The organism is Amycolatopsis nigrescens CSC17Ta-90 (genome assembly GCF_000384315.1).
Lineage (GTDB): Bacteria > Actinomycetota > Actinomycetes > Mycobacteriales > Pseudonocardiaceae > Amycolatopsis > Amycolatopsis nigrescens.
In genome coordinates, this window is sequence record NZ_ARVW01000001.1 from 5,846,111 (window position 1) to 5,860,369 (window position 14,259).

At 67.0% G+C, this 14,259-nt stretch carries 13 protein-coding genes; 5 read left to right on the plus strand and 8 right to left on the minus strand.

The genetic code is table 11. The features are described from left to right. Nucleotides 1-7: 7 nt before the first annotated feature. From AMYNI_RS0127845 to AMYNI_RS0127870, 6 genes are all read right to left on the minus strand, one after another. A complete protein-coding gene (locus AMYNI_RS0127845; RefSeq protein WP_020671364.1) occupies nt 8-1,297 on the minus strand; it encodes a lipase family protein in 1,290 nt (429 codons plus the stop codon). Nucleotides 1,298-1,406: 109 nt separating this feature from the next. Then, on the minus strand, nt 1,407-2,018 hold the full coding sequence (locus tag AMYNI_RS45515; RefSeq protein ID WP_245574016.1) for a response regulator transcription factor: 612 nt from the start codon (nt 2,016-2,018) through the stop codon (nt 1,407-1,409). A gap of 47 nt (nt 2,019-2,065) precedes the next feature. Further along, a complete protein-coding gene (locus tag AMYNI_RS0127855; RefSeq protein ID WP_020671366.1) occupies nt 2,066-4,093 on the minus strand; it encodes an NADPH-dependent 2,4-dienoyl-CoA reductase in 2,028 nt (675 codons plus the stop codon). 48 nt (nt 4,094-4,141) lie between these two features. Next, a complete protein-coding gene (locus AMYNI_RS0127860; protein ID WP_020671367.1) occupies nt 4,142-4,360 on the minus strand; it encodes a hypothetical protein in 219 nt (72 codons plus the stop codon). A gap of 9 nt (nt 4,361-4,369) precedes the next feature. Further along, on the minus strand, nt 4,370-5,491 hold the full coding sequence (locus tag AMYNI_RS0127865; protein ID WP_020671368.1) for a fatty acid desaturase family protein: 1,122 nt from the start codon (nt 5,489-5,491) through the stop codon (nt 4,370-4,372). A gap of 26 nt (nt 5,492-5,517) precedes the next feature. Next, nucleotides 5,518-6,591 (minus strand): ferredoxin reductase, encoded by a 1,074-nt coding sequence (locus AMYNI_RS0127870; protein ID WP_020671369.1) that lies wholly within the window; start codon nt 6,589-6,591, stop codon nt 5,518-5,520. 87 nt (nt 6,592-6,678) lie between these two features. On the opposite strand from AMYNI_RS0127870, the gene AMYNI_RS0127875 reads away from it, so the two are divergent. From AMYNI_RS0127875 to AMYNI_RS0127890, 4 genes are read left to right on the plus strand one after another with little or no spacing between them, the layout of a single operon-like run. Continuing rightward, the gene (locus AMYNI_RS0127875; protein WP_020671370.1) at nt 6,679-7,365 is read left to right on the plus strand and encodes a TetR family transcriptional regulator; all 687 of its coding nucleotides are present in this window, start codon (nt 6,679-6,681) and stop codon (nt 7,363-7,365) included. Between the two features lie 42 nt (nt 7,366-7,407). Then, nucleotides 7,408-8,511 (plus strand): Re/Si-specific NAD(P)(+) transhydrogenase subunit alpha, encoded by a 1,104-nt coding sequence (locus AMYNI_RS0127880; RefSeq protein WP_026361019.1) that lies wholly within the window; start codon nt 7,408-7,410, stop codon nt 8,509-8,511. Beyond that, nucleotides 8,511-8,825 (plus strand): NAD(P) transhydrogenase subunit alpha part 2, encoded by a 315-nt coding sequence (locus AMYNI_RS0127885; RefSeq protein WP_020671372.1) that lies wholly within the window; start codon nt 8,511-8,513, stop codon nt 8,823-8,825. Before AMYNI_RS0127880 ends, AMYNI_RS0127885 begins: the two co-directional genes overlap by 1 nt. Next, the gene (locus tag AMYNI_RS0127890) at nt 8,822-10,207 is read left to right on the plus strand and encodes an NAD(P)(+) transhydrogenase (Re/Si-specific) subunit beta (protein WP_020671373.1); all 1,386 of its coding nucleotides are present in this window, start codon (nt 8,822-8,824) and stop codon (nt 10,205-10,207) included. Before AMYNI_RS0127885 ends, AMYNI_RS0127890 begins: the two co-directional genes overlap by 4 nt. Before the next feature lie 94 nt (nt 10,208-10,301). Here the strand turns inward: AMYNI_RS0127890 and AMYNI_RS0127895 are convergent, their stop codons facing one another. Continuing rightward, on the minus strand, nt 10,302-10,880 hold the full coding sequence (locus tag AMYNI_RS0127895) for a histone-like nucleoid-structuring protein Lsr2 (RefSeq protein WP_020671374.1): 579 nt from the start codon (nt 10,878-10,880) through the stop codon (nt 10,302-10,304). Nucleotides 10,881-11,019: 139 nt separating this feature from the next. Here AMYNI_RS0127895 and AMYNI_RS0127905 point away from each other — a divergent pair, with 139 nt between their 5' ends. After that, nucleotides 11,020-12,414 carry a dihydrolipoyl dehydrogenase family protein gene (locus AMYNI_RS0127905; protein WP_040406018.1) on the plus strand — a complete coding sequence of 465 codons (1,395 nt, stop codon included), beginning with the start codon at nt 11,020-11,022 and terminating at the stop codon, nt 12,412-12,414. A 53-nt stretch (nt 12,415-12,467) separates the two neighbouring features. Here AMYNI_RS0127905 and AMYNI_RS0127910 read toward each other — a convergent pair whose 3' ends face one another. Beyond that, the gene (locus tag AMYNI_RS0127910) at nt 12,468-13,883 is read right to left on the minus strand and encodes a hypothetical protein (protein WP_020671377.1); all 1,416 of its coding nucleotides are present in this window, start codon (nt 13,881-13,883) and stop codon (nt 12,468-12,470) included. Nucleotides 13,884-14,259 lie beyond the last annotated feature (376 nt).

Genomic DNA, 14,259 nt, shown 5'->3' on the forward strand with positions numbered 1-14,259 from the left:
TGCAGACTCATGCGGAGCAGTTGCCGGATTCTGGCTTGCCAGCGAAGCGATCGGCGAACCAGGTCATCACTTCCGGGATCACCGAGCTGGCCGCGCCCAGATGGTCACCTTCCACGTCGCCCTTCCACCTGGTCGGGACTCCGGCGGCGCAGTAGGCCTGCATGGTCGCCTCTTCGGTTTCGATCGGAATGATCTGCTCAGTCTTTCCGCGGTACTGGAAAGTCGGGAACGCGATCTCGTGTTTCGCACCGGACCCTGCCGTGCCGATGTCGACTCCGACCTTCTGGCTGTCCGCGATCTGGCCCCAGGTAACGCCTTCCGGGCCGGTGAGGGCGAAGATCTGTTCGATAGTCAGATGATCGGTCGTGTAGTCCTCGATATTCGCGCCTCGGAAGCCAAAGATCGTCTTGATCAGGCAGTTGCTCTTCAGCGTCGTGACGGCTTCACGGCCGACGTCGTTGAGTAGTCCGTCAAACGGCATGTCGGGGTAGCCGGCATGGAACCCGACCAGTGCGGCTCCCGCGAAGCCCGCGAAATCGCTACCGTTGAGCTTGTTCGCGACCAGCCGAAGGTCCCCGGGTACACCGCCGGCAGCTGTACCGACGATCTTCAGTTCGCTCGCGTACGAGGCAGCGAGCTGGGATGCCCACAACGCAGCCTGGCCACCTTCCGAGTAGCCCCAAAGGGCTACGTTCGCGGCGGCGTCCAGGCCCGACTCCGGCACCTTCACCGCGGCGCGCACGCCGTCCAGCAGAGCGCGCCCAGAGTTGTCTCCGACCATGTAGCTGTGCAGCTGACCGTTCAGGTAGCCGACACCGTCCGTCGCAACCACGGCGTAGCCTGCCTTCAGCGCGGCAGCCAGTTGCTTGAGCTCGTAGGCGTCCACGTAGGCGCCGGACATCTGCTTGGAGTAGGAGCACTGTGAACCGAGGCCGACTGTGCCCGGGTTGAACGCGACTATCGGCCGTGGCCCAGGACCCGGCCACGCCGCTTCGGGAACGGCTACCATCCCGGAAACGGCCACCTGCTGGTCGTGCACGTCGGTCGACTGGTACTGCACCTTCCATGACTTCATCGGAATTTGGTCTGGAATCTTCGGGAACGCGGCCGGCATGCAAGCCAGGACGTCGCCGGGGCCGGAGCCGAGTTGAGCAGGCGGCGTGTAGATCGCCTCGTCGGTGGCCGTGCAAGAGATCTGCTGCGGTGCGACGTTGTCCACGTTGTTATCCACATTGCCGGAGACCAGGCCACCGACCGACGTCACCACCGACAGCAGCACTGCCATCAGCTTGCTCATGCACAGCTCCTTACCGAGAATGCGTTGGAAACCGCCCGCATCGAGGATAAGAAGGAAAGAGTCTTACTGCTAGACATGCACGTGATAGATGGCGACCCGTCGACCCTCATCAGGATTCTAGATATCGCAATACTGCCAGTACACGGCGGTTGTCACCCTCGGACGGCGGTAACCCGAGTTTTCCGAAGATATTGGTGACGTTCTTCTCCACTGATCCTGCGGACAAGAAGAGCGTCGCCGCGATGGCTGCGTTGGAACGGCCCTCCGCCATGAGCCCGAGCACCTCACGCTCACGCGGAGTGAGCGTGGCCAACGCATCGGTCTGCCGGGTCGAGCCGAACAACTGGCTGACCACCTCGGGGTCGAGCACAGTCTCACCGTCGGCCACGCGGTGCAACGCATCCAGGAAGTCGGAGACCTCGGCGACGCGGTCCTTGAGCAGGTAGCCCACGCCACCGGCTCGGTCGGCGAGCAGGTCAGCGGCGTATCGGGTCTCCACGTACTGCGAAAACAGCAGTACAGCCCGCCCGGGACGCCGAGTCAGCAGCAGGGTGCCGGCGATCAGCAGCACACCGACGAACACCGGCGCCGAAACCAGTCCTGCCGCCAGTCCTAACGCCACACATAAGACGCAGGGCAGGGTGAGCGGCACTCCGGTCAGAGTCCAGGCGAGCTCGGTCCACCACCGGCGGCGCAGCCATGCGGTCAGGAAGAGGCTCACCGCTACAGCTTGCCGGGCAGGCCTGAAGCTCGCCCATCCGGTTTTCCCTACAGTTCGATGCTCAGCCTGGTGGCCTGGTCGATGGCTCGTTTGGCGTCCAGTTCGGCGGCCACGTCGGCGCCGCCGATCAGGTGGGTGCGTATCCCGGCCCGACGCAGGTCGTCTGCGAGTTCTCGCATGGGTTCCTGACCCGTGCACAGCACCACGTTGTGCACATTCAGCACCAGTTCGGTGTCCTTGCCGACGGTCAGGTGCAGGCCTTCGTCATCGATCCGGCGGTAGCCGGCGCCGGTGATCATTTCCACGCCTTTGTTCTTCAGAGTCGTGCGGTGCACCCAACCGGAAGTCTTGCCAAGGCCGGCCCCCATCTTGCTGGTCTTGCGCTGCACCAGGTGAATCCGCCGGGGCGAGGCGACGGGCCTGCGCTCGACACCTTCCACTCCTCCGCGTGCCAAGGCCGGGTCGCCGACTCCCCACTCGGTCCGCCATTCCTGGACGTCCAGCGCTGGGCTGGAGTCGTGGGTAAGGTACTCGCAGACGTCGAAACCGATGCCGCCCGCGCCGATCACGGCCACGGTGGCGCCGACCTCGGCACCGTTCAGGACATCCACATAGGACACGACTTTCGGGTGGCCGATGCCGGGGATGGACGGCACCCTGGGCACCACTCCGGTGGCCAGCACCACCTCGTCGTACCCGCCGCCGGCCAGCTCGCCCGCGCTTGCCCGGGAGTTCAGATGCAGCCGCACCCCGAGCAGGTCGAGCTGACGGGAGAAGTATCGGATCGTCTCGTGGAACTCTTCCTTGCCGGGGATCCGCTTCGCCAGGTTGAACTGCCCGCCGATCTCGGTGTGCGCCTCGAACACGGTCACCGTATGCCCGCGCCTGGCCAGCGTGGTGGCTGCCGCGAGTCCGGCGGGACCCGCGCCAACCACCGCGATCTGTTTGGCGCTGTCGGCCTTCCGGATGACCAGTTGGGTCTCGTGTGCCGCCCTCGGGTTCACCAGGCAGCTCGCCGTCCGGTGCTTGAACACATGGTCAAGGCAGGCCTGGTTGCACGCGATGCAGGTGTTGATCTCGTCGTCCCGGCCCTCGGCGCTCTTGGCCACCCAGTCCGGGTCCGCGAGGAACGGCCGCGCCATCGAGACGAGGTCGGCTTCGCCCCGTTCGAGCACGCCTTCGGCGACCTCCGGCATGTTGATCCGGTTCGACGCGATCACCGGAATGTCCACCTGCGGCCGCAATCTGCCGGTCAGCGTGGTGAACGCGGCGCGTGGCACCGAGGTGACAATTGTCGGCACCCTCGCCTCGTGCCAGCCGATGCCGCTGTTGATCAGCGTCGCGCCGGCCTCCTGCACGGCTACCGCGAGCTCCACCACCTCGTCCCAGCTCTGCCCACCCGGTACCAGGTCGAGCAGGGACAACCGGTAGACGAGGATGAATTTCGGTCCCACCGCCGCCCGGATGCGCCGCACGATCTCCACCGGCAGCCGCATTCTTCCCTGCCACGAACCACCCCACTCGTCGGTGCGACGGTTGGTGCGTTCGGTGAGGAACTGGTTGATCAGGTAGCCCTCAGAGCCCATGATCTCGACGCCGTCGTAACCGGCCTTTTTGGCCAGTTGCGCACAGCGGACGAAGGCGTCGATGGTGCGACGTACCCCATGGCCGCTCATCGCCCGGGGCCGGAACGGCGTGATGGGTGACTTCTTCGCCGAGGCGGACACGCTCAGCGGGTGGTAGGCGTACCGGCCGGCGTGCAGGATTTGCAGGGCGATCTTGCCGCCCGCCTCGTGCACCGCCGACGTGACCCGCTGGTGGGCCCTCGCCTCGCCGTGGGTGGTCAAGGAGGCCGCGAACGGCAGCAGCCAGCCTTCGCGGTTGGGCGCGTAGCCGCCGGTGATGATCAGGCCCACGCCGCCACGAGCGCGCTCGGCGAAGTACTCGGCGAGCCTGCCGAGGTCGCGGGTGCGATCCTCCAGGCCGGTGTGCATGGACCCCATCACCACCCGGTTTCGCAGGGTGGTGAAGCCGAGGTCGAGCGGGCTCAGCAGCCGCGGGTACGGACCGGTCATGCGCACATCCTAACCTACTTGTGAGTAGGTTAGGATGTGCGTGCGCCGTCAGTCCAGGTCGTCGGCGGGCCGGAGCTTCTGCTCGTCCTGCTGTGCCCGCTGCGCCGCCTCCCGCATCTCGATCATTTCGGTCAGCCAGTCGCCGGTCTCCTTGGCGATGTCACGGACCGCGCCGGTGATGATCGTGGCGATGTTCCCGATGTGGGTGGCCGCCGACTCGGTCAGCACCTGCACCGTGTCCTTGTTGCTTTCGAACTGACCCACCATTGAGTGTCCTTAGGCCGCCGTGAGTTCCCGTTCGCGCTTCAGCGTAGTGGGCTCCGGCTGACGCGGCGCACCGTTCCAGGGCAGGGCCAGCTTGACGATCTTCTTGGCCACCGAGGTGAGCTGCCTGGTCAGCCCGCCGGTGTTGTAGGGCAGGTCGTACTTCTCGCAGATCGCGCGCACCTCGGGGGCGATCTGCGGGTACCGCCGGGCCGGGATGTCCGGGAACAGGTGGTGCTCGATCTGGTGCGAGAGGTTGCCGGAAAGGATGTGGAACAGCTTGCCGCCGCTGATGTTGGCCGAGCCGAGGATCTGCCGCAGGTACCACTGACCCCTGGTCTCCTGCTCGGTCTCCTCTTCGGTGAAGCTCTCCACGTCGGCCGGGAAGTGCCCGCAGAAGATGATCGCGAACGCCCACAGGTTCCGGGTCAGGTTCGCGGTCGCGTTGCCGAGCAGGGTCAGTGGTGCCAGCGGACCGGTCAGCAGCGGGAACAGCAGGTAGTCCTTGCCGATCTGGCGCGATGCCTTCTGCAGGATCTTCGCGCGCACCTCTTTGAACTCCGACCACTTGCGCTCGCCCTTGGCGATGCGGTCGAACTCCAGGTCGTGCAGCATCACTCCCCACTCGAAGAGGATCGCCAGCAGCGTCGCGTAGACCGGGTTTCCGAGGTAGTACGGGTGCCACTTCTGCGCCGGGTCGATTCGCAGGATCCCGTAACCGATGTCCCGGTCCTTGTCCAGGATGTTGGTGTAGGTGTGATGGATGTAGTTGTGCGAGTGGCGCCAGTTTTCGGCCGGTGCGACCGTGTCCCACTCGAACTTCTGCGAGCTCAGCGCCGGATCGCGGGTCCAGTCGTACTGGCCGTGCATGACGTTGTGCCCGATCTCCATGTTGTCCAGGATCTTGGCCAGCGAGAGGGCGCCGACGCCGGCGATCCAGGCGGGCGGGAAGAAGCCGGCGAACAGCAGGCCGCGGCCGATCACCTCCAGCCCGCGCTGGGTCTTGATCACCTTGTGGATGTAGTCGACGTCCTCCTTGCCGAGGTCGGCCACGATCCGCTGGCGGATCTCGTCCAGTTCGCGGCCGAACTCCTCAATCTGTTCCGGGGTGAGGCGGTCCTGCAAGCCGGTCATGGGGTCACTCCTAAAGTGGGATGGGGTCAGCATGCGATCTCGACGTCCCCGACCGGGACGGAGATGCACAGCTGGATCTCTTCGTTTTCTTCCTGGGAAATCTCGCCGGACTTGGCGTTGCGCACGCAGCCGGAGGTCTTGACTTTGGTGCAGGAGAAGCAAATGCCCATCCGGCAGCCGTGTTCCGGGCTGAGGCCCGCCTCTTCGGCTTGTTCCAACAGTGGCTTGCCGGAGTTCGCGATCTCCCTGCCGCTGTGCGCGAACCGGACCTGTCCGTGCGCGTCGGCAGCGTCGAACTGGAGCGCCGGCGGAGTGAACTCTTCAGTGTGCAGTTGTTCACTCAATCCGTCGGCGCCGAGGACTTCCCGCACCGAGTCCATCAGCGGGGTCGGGCCGCAGAGATAGGTCTGCGCGTTCCGGTACCACGGCGCGGCCGCGGTCAGGTGCTTCGCGGAGAAGAAGCCGTGCAGGTCCGCACCCTTCTTGGCGTGCGTGTAGCCGAACAGCACACGAATCCCGGAATGCGCCGCGGCGAGCCGCTCGAGCTCGTCGCGATGCAGCACGTCGTCCGCGGTGTTCGCGTAGTGCAGGAACACGATCTCGCCGGGGTGCCGTTCGTCGGCGAGGGTGCGCAACATGGACAGCACCGGGGTGATCCCGCTGCCGCCGCTGATCAGCAGGATCCGGTCCGGCCGGCTTGCTGGCAGGGTGAAGTCGCCATCCGGCTGGGACAGCCCGAGCACCATCCCGGCCTCGGCGTGTTGGTGCAGGTGACGGGAGACCAGGCCCTTCGGGTCGGCCTTGATGGTCAGCTCCAGCAGTCCGTCCCGCCGGTGCTGGGAGCAGGCGGGGGAGTAGCAGCGGGTGCGGCGCACGCCGTTGATGTCGACCGACACGCGTACGTACTGCCCGGCGGAGAATCCGCGCCACGCCCTGCTCGGACGAATGGTCATGGTCACCGTGTCGCTGGTCTGCCGGCGCACGGCGGTGACCGCTCCGCGAAGTTCGCGGCGGACCAGCATCGGGTTGATGAGCTCCAGGTACCGGTCCATGCCGTGCGGAGTGAGCAGGGCTTCGGCGATCGACGCCAGTCTGCTCATGGCACCTCCAGTTCCAGTGAACAGTTGTACACTAAACAGTGGAGTGCATGACCAGATGACTGTCAACCCGGGGCGATGTGATGTGACGTGGCCAATACCGTGCCCACCCGTACGCTGACCGACGTGTCGGAGCCAACCGAAGAACCGCCGGTGCCGGTGAGCCGTCAGGAGCGCAAGCGGCGCACGCGTCGGGCGCTGCTCGACGCGGCACTGGAACTGCTGGCGGACCGCGGTTTCGCCAGTCTGAGCCTGCGCGAGGTGACCAAGCACGCCGGCATCGTGCCCACCGCCTTCTACCGGCACTTCGCGTCCATGGAAGAGCTCGGTGTCGTGCTGGTCGAAGAGTCGATGCGCACACTGCGCAAGATGATCCGGTCCGCCCGCAGCGACCCGCGCACCTACGCCGACATCATCCGCGTGTCGGTGCGCACCCTGCACCAGCACGTGCGCGCGCAGGAGGACCACTTCCGGTTCCTGACCAGGGAACGCTACGCGGGCGCGGGGCCGGTGCAGCGGGCGATCGCCACCGAGCTGCGGCTGTTCTCCAGCGACCTGGCCATCGACCTGGCGCGTTTCGAGTACCTCCGTGACTGGAGTAACGAAGATTTGCACCTTATGGCCGATCTCATCGTCACCGCGATGCTGGCCACCGTGCTTGAGCTGCTCGAAGTCGATTCAGGGGATAGTGAAAACGATAAACGGATAGTCCGCACCGCGGAAAAAAAACTCCGCTTGATCGTTCTTGGGGTGCCCAACTGGCGCAGTACTCACTAGGGTTCTCTCCAAAGGAGACAAACCACTCCTGGAGGTCGCACAGTGGTGCAAACCGAGCCGCTCACCGTCGGCGTGGTGAAAGAGACAAGACCGGGTGAACGGCGAGTGGCGCTGGTACCCAAACTAATCGAGAGACTGTCCCGACGAGGCCTGAAGATCGTGGTCGAGTCCGGGGCAGGCGAAGGAGCACGGCTGTCAGACGAGGTGTTCGAGGCGGCCGGCGCGAAGATCGGCGAAGCGTGGGACGCGGACGTGGTGCTCAAGGTGACGCCGCCGACCGACGCGGAAGTCACCCGATTGGCGGCTGGCACGGTGCTGATCGGGTTCCTCGCCCCGTTGTCCAATGTAGAGGGTGTCGCGGCACTGGAGAAGGCAGGAGTGACAGCCTTCGCGGTGGAGTCCATTCCGCGAATCTCCCGTGCACAGGCGATGGACGCGCTTTCGTCGCAGAGCAGTGTCGCCGGATACCGGGCGGTGCTGCTCGCCGCGGACCGGCTGCCCCGGTTCTTCCCGATGCTGACCACCGCGGCCGGCACCGTGCCACCGGCCAAGGTGCTGGTACTCGGGGCCGGCGTCGCCGGACTGCAGGCACTGGCCACCGCACGCCGCCTCGGCGCGCAGACCACCGGTTACGACGTGCGACCCGAGGTGGCCGAGCAGGTCCGCTCGGTCGGCGCGCAGTGGCTGGACCTCGGTATCGAGGCGGTCGGCGAAGGCGGCTACGCGCGTGAACTCACCGAGGAGGAGCGAGCTGAGCAGAAACAGCGGTTGACCGAAGCGATCACCCGGTTCGACGTGGTGGTCACCACCGCGCTGGTGCCGGGCCGGACCGCGCCCATCCTGGTCACCGCCGAGGCGGTCCGGGGTATGCCGGCAGGCGGCGTGATCGTCGACATGGCGGGCGAGTCCGGCGGCAACTGCGAGCTGACCGAACCCGGCAAGGACGTGCTGGCGCATGACATCACGATCTGCTCGCCGCTGAACCTGCCCACCGAGATGCCGACGCATGCCAGCGAGCTGTACGCGCGGAATCTCACCGAGCTGCTGGAGCTGCTGGTGGACAAAGAAGGCAGGCGGGCGATCGACTTCGACGACGAGATCGTGGCCGGTGCCTGCGTGGCTGGCCGGCAGAAGGGAGACGGCTGATGTTGGTGCAGAGCCTGGCCATCCTGGTACTCGCCGGATTCGTCGGTTTCGCGGTGATCTCCAAGGTGCCCAACACCTTGCACACGCCGCTGATGTCCGGCACCAACGCCATCCACGGCATCGTGCTGCTCGGCGGGCTGATCGTGCTCGGCCTCGGCGCGGACGGGGTGCTGAACAAGATCCTGCTGGTGATCGCGATCGCCTTCGGCACCATCAACGTGGTCGGCGGGTTCCTGGTCACCGACCGGATGCTGTCGATGTTCAAGGCGAAGAAGGTGCCGGCGAAGACCGAGACCGATGAGGCCAAGTCATGACCGACCTGATCGGCGTTCTCTACATCATCGCCTTCGCGCTGTTCATCTACGGCCTGATGGGCCTCACCGGTCCGCGCACCGCGGTGCGCGGCAACTGGATCGCCGCGGTCGGGATGGGAATCGCGGTGGTCGCCACCCTGCTCACCCCGGGTATGGGCAACTGGCTGCTGATCCTGCTCGGTGTGGGGATCGGTGTCCTGGTCGGGGTGCCATCGGCGCGCAAGGTGAAGATGACAGCGATGCCGCAAATGGTGGCGTTGTTCAACGGCGTGGGCGGTGGCGCGGTCGCGCTGATCGCGTGGGTCGAGTTCCGCACCACCGAGGGGTACGGCCACGAGGCGACGCATGTCGCGATCGCGTCACTGTTCGCCGCGGTGGTCGGGTCGATCTCCTTCTGGGGCTCGAATATCGCCTTCGGCAAGCTCCAGGAGCTCATCTCCGGGCGGCCGATCACCCTGGGCAGGCTGCAGCAGCCGTTGAACGCCGTTCTCCTGCTGCTCGCCGTCGGCTGCGCGGTCGCGATCGCGGCCGGGGTGGACAACGAGCTGCTGATGATCGGGCTGCTGATCGCGGCGGGCGTGCTCGGCGTAATGGTGGTGCTGCCGATCGGCGGAGCCGACATGCCGGTGGTCATCTCGTTGCTCAACGCGCTCACCGGGCTCTCCGCGGCGGCGATGGGGCTGGCGCTGGACAACACCGCGCTGATCGTGGCCGGCATGATCGTCGGTGCCTCGGGTTCGATTCTGACCAACCTGATGGCGAAGGCGATGAACCGGTCCATCCCGGCGATCGTGGCGGGCGGCTTCGGTGGCGGTGGCGCGGTGGCGTCCGCGCGCTCCGCCGAAGACCGGCCGGTGCAGAGCACCAGCGCTTCGGACACGGCGATCCAGATGGCTTATGCCGGAAAGGTTGTCGTGGTACCGGGCTACGGAATGGCGGTGGCCCAGGCACAGCACGCGGTTCGTGAGATGGCCCAGTTGCTGGAGGCCAAGGGGATCAGCGTCGCCTATGCCATTCATCCGGTGGCCGGGCGTATGCCGGGGCATATGAACGTGCTGCTGGCCGAGGCGGACGTGCCGTATGACCAGCTGAAGGAAATGGACGAGATCAACTCGGAGTTCGCGCAGACCGATGTCGCACTGGTGATCGGTGCGAACGACGTCACGAACCCGGCCGCGGAAACGGATCCGGGTTCACCGATCTACGGGATGCCCATTCTCAAGGTGAACCACAGTCGTTCGGTGATCGTGCTCAAACGCTCGATGAGCTCCGGATTCGCCGGAATCGACAACGATCTGTTCTACGACCCCAAGACGAGCATGCTGTTCGGCGACGCGAAATCGTCGGTCGGTGAGATCGTGGAGGAGTTGAAGGCGCTCTAGGACGCCGACGGGCAACGGCAAGCCTCTCCGACGCGGGGCCGCCTGGCCGGTGCGGATTTGATATCCGCCCTGGTCAAGCGGCCCCGTTCGGCGTTCAGTTCGCCGAGGAGAACTTCGGCATCGGGGCCCGGCGGACCGTCTTGCGCGGTTGCGGGGTCTTGGCCTGGGCCGGCTTTTTCGCGGTGCTCTTCTTCGGCTCTGCCTTGGCGGCGCTCACCTTGGTGGCCGCCGTTTTGGCGGTGGCCCGGGTGTTGGCTTTCGCAGGGACTTTCTTCGCGGCCGCGGTTTTTGTGGCGGAAGCTTTCGCGGCCGGAGCCTTGGCCGCGGCGGTCTTCTTCACGGCGGTGGTTTTGACCGGCGCCGCCTTCTTGGCCCCGGCGCGCTTTGGTTCGGCCTTGGGGGCTACCGTCTTCTTGGCCGGTTCTTCCTTTTTCGCGGCGGGCTTCTTGGCACGCCCGCGCCGCGGTTGCGCGATGACCCTGGCGGCTCGCTTCCGGCCGCCGGTCCGCCGTCCATTCTCGACATACTGATCGAGAATTTCCCTGAGGTTGTCCGCGTTCTCTCCGGAGAGGTCGATGTCGTATTCGACACCGTCCAGCGCAAAACGAACCGTTTCTTCAGCCGGCTCACCGTTCAGGTCGTCCAGTAACTGCACCGCTGTGTTCTTGGCCACGAAACCTCCCCGTGCTCGTCGTTGTCGAGTCGATCGGCACGGCGACCATCGTGGTTCACTCCGGCGCCGTCCTTCTGTATCTCGAAGAGAGGATACCGCCGAGGTTGCGCGTGTCGCCGCACTGGTGTGCGCTGATCGTATGGCGGATGAGAGTTTCGACGTAGTGGTGATCGGGGCCGGACCGGTCGGCGAGAACGCGGCGGGCCGTGCGGCCCAGCACGGGCTCAGTGTGGCATTGGTAGAAAACGAACGGTTTGGGGGCGAATGTTCATACTGGGCTTGCATTCCGAGTAAGGCCTTGCTGCGACCCGGAAACGCACTGGCCGCCGCACGGCGGCTGCCCGGGGTCCCGGTCGGGGCCGGGCTCGACGCGGCGAAGGTTTTCCAGCGACGTGACTGGTTCACCGGCAAAGGTGACGATTCGTCGCAGGTGGATTGGGCCAGGGGTGCGGGCGTCGAGCCGGTACGCGGGCGCGGCCGGATCACCGGCGAGCGAGAGGTCACTGTGGACGGTGACAGGGTGCTGCGGGCGAAGCATGCCGTGGTGGTCTGCACCGGAAGCGTGCCGAAGACGCCGCCCGTTCCCGGGCTGGCGGATGTACGGGTGTGGGGTTCGCGCGAAGCCACTTCGGCCAGTGTCGTGCCGGGCAGGCTCGGCGTGCTCGGCGGCGGTGTGGTCGGCGTGGAGATGGCGCAGGCATGGGCCAGGCTCGGTGCCAGGGTCGAGCTGATCGTCAGCGGGGAGCGGCCGTTGCCGCGGCTCGCCGACTTCGTCGGTGACGCGGTGGTCGAAGGGCTGCGCGAGGACGGAGTCCAGGTGCATCTCGGCTCCGGCCTGGAGAGGGTGTCCGGTGTGGAAGGAGCGATCCGGCTGGAACTGCGCGGTGGCGAGGCGCTGACGGTGGACGAACTGCTGGTGGCCACCGGCAGGAGGCCGGCCACCGACGACGTCGGGATGGCCGCGCTCGGGCTCGCCGCCGGCAACCCGCTCGCCACGGACGACTCCGGCCTGGTGTCCGAAGTAGACGGTGAATGGCTGTATGCGGCCGGGGACGTGACCGGCCGGGCGCCGCTGACCCATCAGGGCAAGTACGCCGCACGCATCTTGGGCGACGTGATCGCCGTGAAGGCCAGGGGTGAGCGGCCGGACTCCCAGCCGTGGAGCGCCCATGCCGCGACCGCGGACCACCACGCGGTGCCCCAGGTTGTGTTCACCGACCCCGAGGTCGCGTCCGTCGGGCTGGCGGGTCCGGTCGACGGCGAGCCGCACCGGGTGGTGGACCTGGACATCGCGGTCGCCGGCTCGTCGCTGCACGCGGACGGCTACCAGGGCAAGGCGCGGATCGTGGTGGACACCGAGCGCGAGGTACTGGTCGGCGTCACCTTCGTCGGCCAGGACGTCGCCGAGTTGCTGCACTCCGCGACCATCGCGGTAGCGGGCGAGGTGCCCCTGTCCCGGCTCTGGCACGCGGTGCCCGCGTTCCCCACCATCAGCGAAGTGTGGCTGCGGCTGCTTGAGGAGTACGGGCTCTAGCGCACCGTGCACCGCCGTACGGCCGGTCCGAAACCTTCGAACTTCGGGCCGGCCTAGCCGACTGGCACGGTGAGGGCCGCCTCCACGGCTCGCAGCAGGGCCGGATCATCCGGCGTGGACGGCCCGTTCAGCCAGCAGGCCTGGACCAGCCGGATGCCGGTGCCCTCCGGTGCGCTGCCGTAGGCGGACCCCTCGAACTTGGGTACGGCCGCGGTCCACCCGCCGGTTTCGGTGGCCAGGTCGGTGATTCCGCCGCTTCCGGGCAGGTCGGCGGTCTTCTTGAACGCGCCGGCCACTTCGGTGTCCGGGAAGTTGATCACCGCCACGGTGGCCGCGGCCGGTCGTCCGTCCACGACGAGCTCGAAGCTGGCCCGGTGTACTCCGCTGCAACTGGTGCGCTGGAGGCTCGCCTGAATGTCGCCGGACGCGTGCGACGCGCACCGCTGGTCGGCCGCCGCGGCTCGCTGGGTGAACTGGATACCGGTCGCGGTCTGGCCCGCCGGGGCCACCGGGGCGCTTGTCGGCGGGTCCTGTTTGGGCGGGGCCTGGTCGCTGCCGCCGCTGGTGGCTAGCACGATCGCGACCACCAGCAGCACGGCGAGCAGGGCGATCGCGGCCAGCGGCAGCCACCGCACCAGGCGCGAAGGTGACCGTGCCCCGGTCACCGCGGTGGCGGGGGCCGCGGTAGGTGCGGCGGGTGGATCGCTCGGTGGCCTCGGCGCGGGTGCCGCCGGGACCGGTCGTTCGGTGACCACGGCGACCGGTGCGGGTGCGGGTGCTGAAGAGGGCGTCGGCTTGGCCGGGACCGGCGGATGCTCGGCGGGCACGGTTACCGCGGACGCGGCCAGCGGGTGTTCCGCGGTCGAGGCGGTGAATCCCTCGCCGAGCAACTGCTCGTCGCTCTGCCTGGTCGCCTCGGGCGCGAGCATGTCGAGCAGCGCGCGCACCTGGTCGATGGAGCAGGCTTCGGATGCGGTGGCTAGTGAGACGGTCGCGGCGAGCATGCTGGTCGGGGTGGGGTGCAGCACCCGCACCGAACCGGCCAGGTCTGCGGCGGGCTGGTCGACGGTCTCCACGTAGGGGCCCACCGCGACCACGGTGCCGATCGGTGGCGGCTCGGCGAGGCCGCCACGCAGTCCTTCGGCGATCGACTCGGACAGCAGGAGGGCCTCGGTGGCCGGATTGACCGTGTCGTCCGCGCTGACCAGCGGCCAGCCGTCCGCCTGCCACTGCTCCTCCAGCGGCGCGTGCAGCCGCAGCGCCGGGTCCGGCAGGTCCACGCCGATGACGATCAGCACACCTCGCGGTAGCAGCACTACGGCATCCACCGGCTGCTCGCAGTCGGGCGGCTGTACCCCGATCAACGCCACTCCGCCGACCACGGTGCTGCCGCGGCCGAGCGAGGCCAGCGCGGCACGGATGTCGTCGGCGATCCGAGACGGTTCCTTCGCCAGGCGAACCAACCGCACGTCGCACCTCCCCGATCCGGTTCCTTCGGCTGTTCCACGCTAGCGCTAGATCACGTCTGCGCTGCGTATGGCCACCTCGGCCGGTCGGGTTACCGTCGATCGAGCGGCCGAGCCGACCTGCTCAGCGGAAGGTAGCCGCAGACCCTCGTCCAGGTCACCGGTTCGAGATTTCTACTCGTCGGTAGTGGGGGTGCGAGTCTGCCCGGCTTCGGTACGCACGGTGTCGATTGGTGCATTCGAGCGGGCAAGCCGCGTTGTCTACCGAGAGTAGTGCGGCTTCCCCGCTCACTTCTCGATGTGATTTATGGGTTTCGTGTGGCCAAACGGGTGAGTGGGGTGTTGAATGACCCCAGCGACGTCACTGGCAACCACGGAC

Coding starts and splice junctions, on each gene's coding strand:
- AMYNI_RS0127845 (WP_020671364.1), bottom strand. CDS start 1,297: ATGAGCAAGCTGATGGCAGTGCTGCTGTCGGTGGTGACGTCGGTCGGT.
- AMYNI_RS0127855 (WP_020671366.1), bottom strand. CDS start 4,093: ATGACCGGTCCGTACCCGCGGCTGCTGAGCCCGCTCGACCTCGGCTTC.
- AMYNI_RS0127860 (WP_020671367.1), bottom strand. CDS start 4,360: ATGGTGGGTCAGTTCGAAAGCAACAAGGACACGGTGCAGGTGCTGACC.
- AMYNI_RS0127865 (WP_020671368.1), bottom strand. CDS start 5,491: ATGACCGGCTTGCAGGACCGCCTCACCCCGGAACAGATTGAGGAGTTC.
- AMYNI_RS0127870 (WP_020671369.1), bottom strand. CDS start 6,591: ATGAGCAGACTGGCGTCGATCGCCGAAGCCCTGCTCACTCCGCACGGC.
- AMYNI_RS0127885 (WP_020671372.1), top strand. CDS start 8,511: ATGTTGGTGCAGAGCCTGGCCATCCTGGTACTCGCCGGATTCGTCGGT.
- AMYNI_RS0127890 (WP_020671373.1), top strand. CDS start 8,822: ATGACCGACCTGATCGGCGTTCTCTACATCATCGCCTTCGCGCTGTTC.
- AMYNI_RS0127905 (WP_040406018.1), top strand. CDS start 11,020: ATGGCGGATGAGAGTTTCGACGTAGTGGTGATCGGGGCCGGACCGGTC.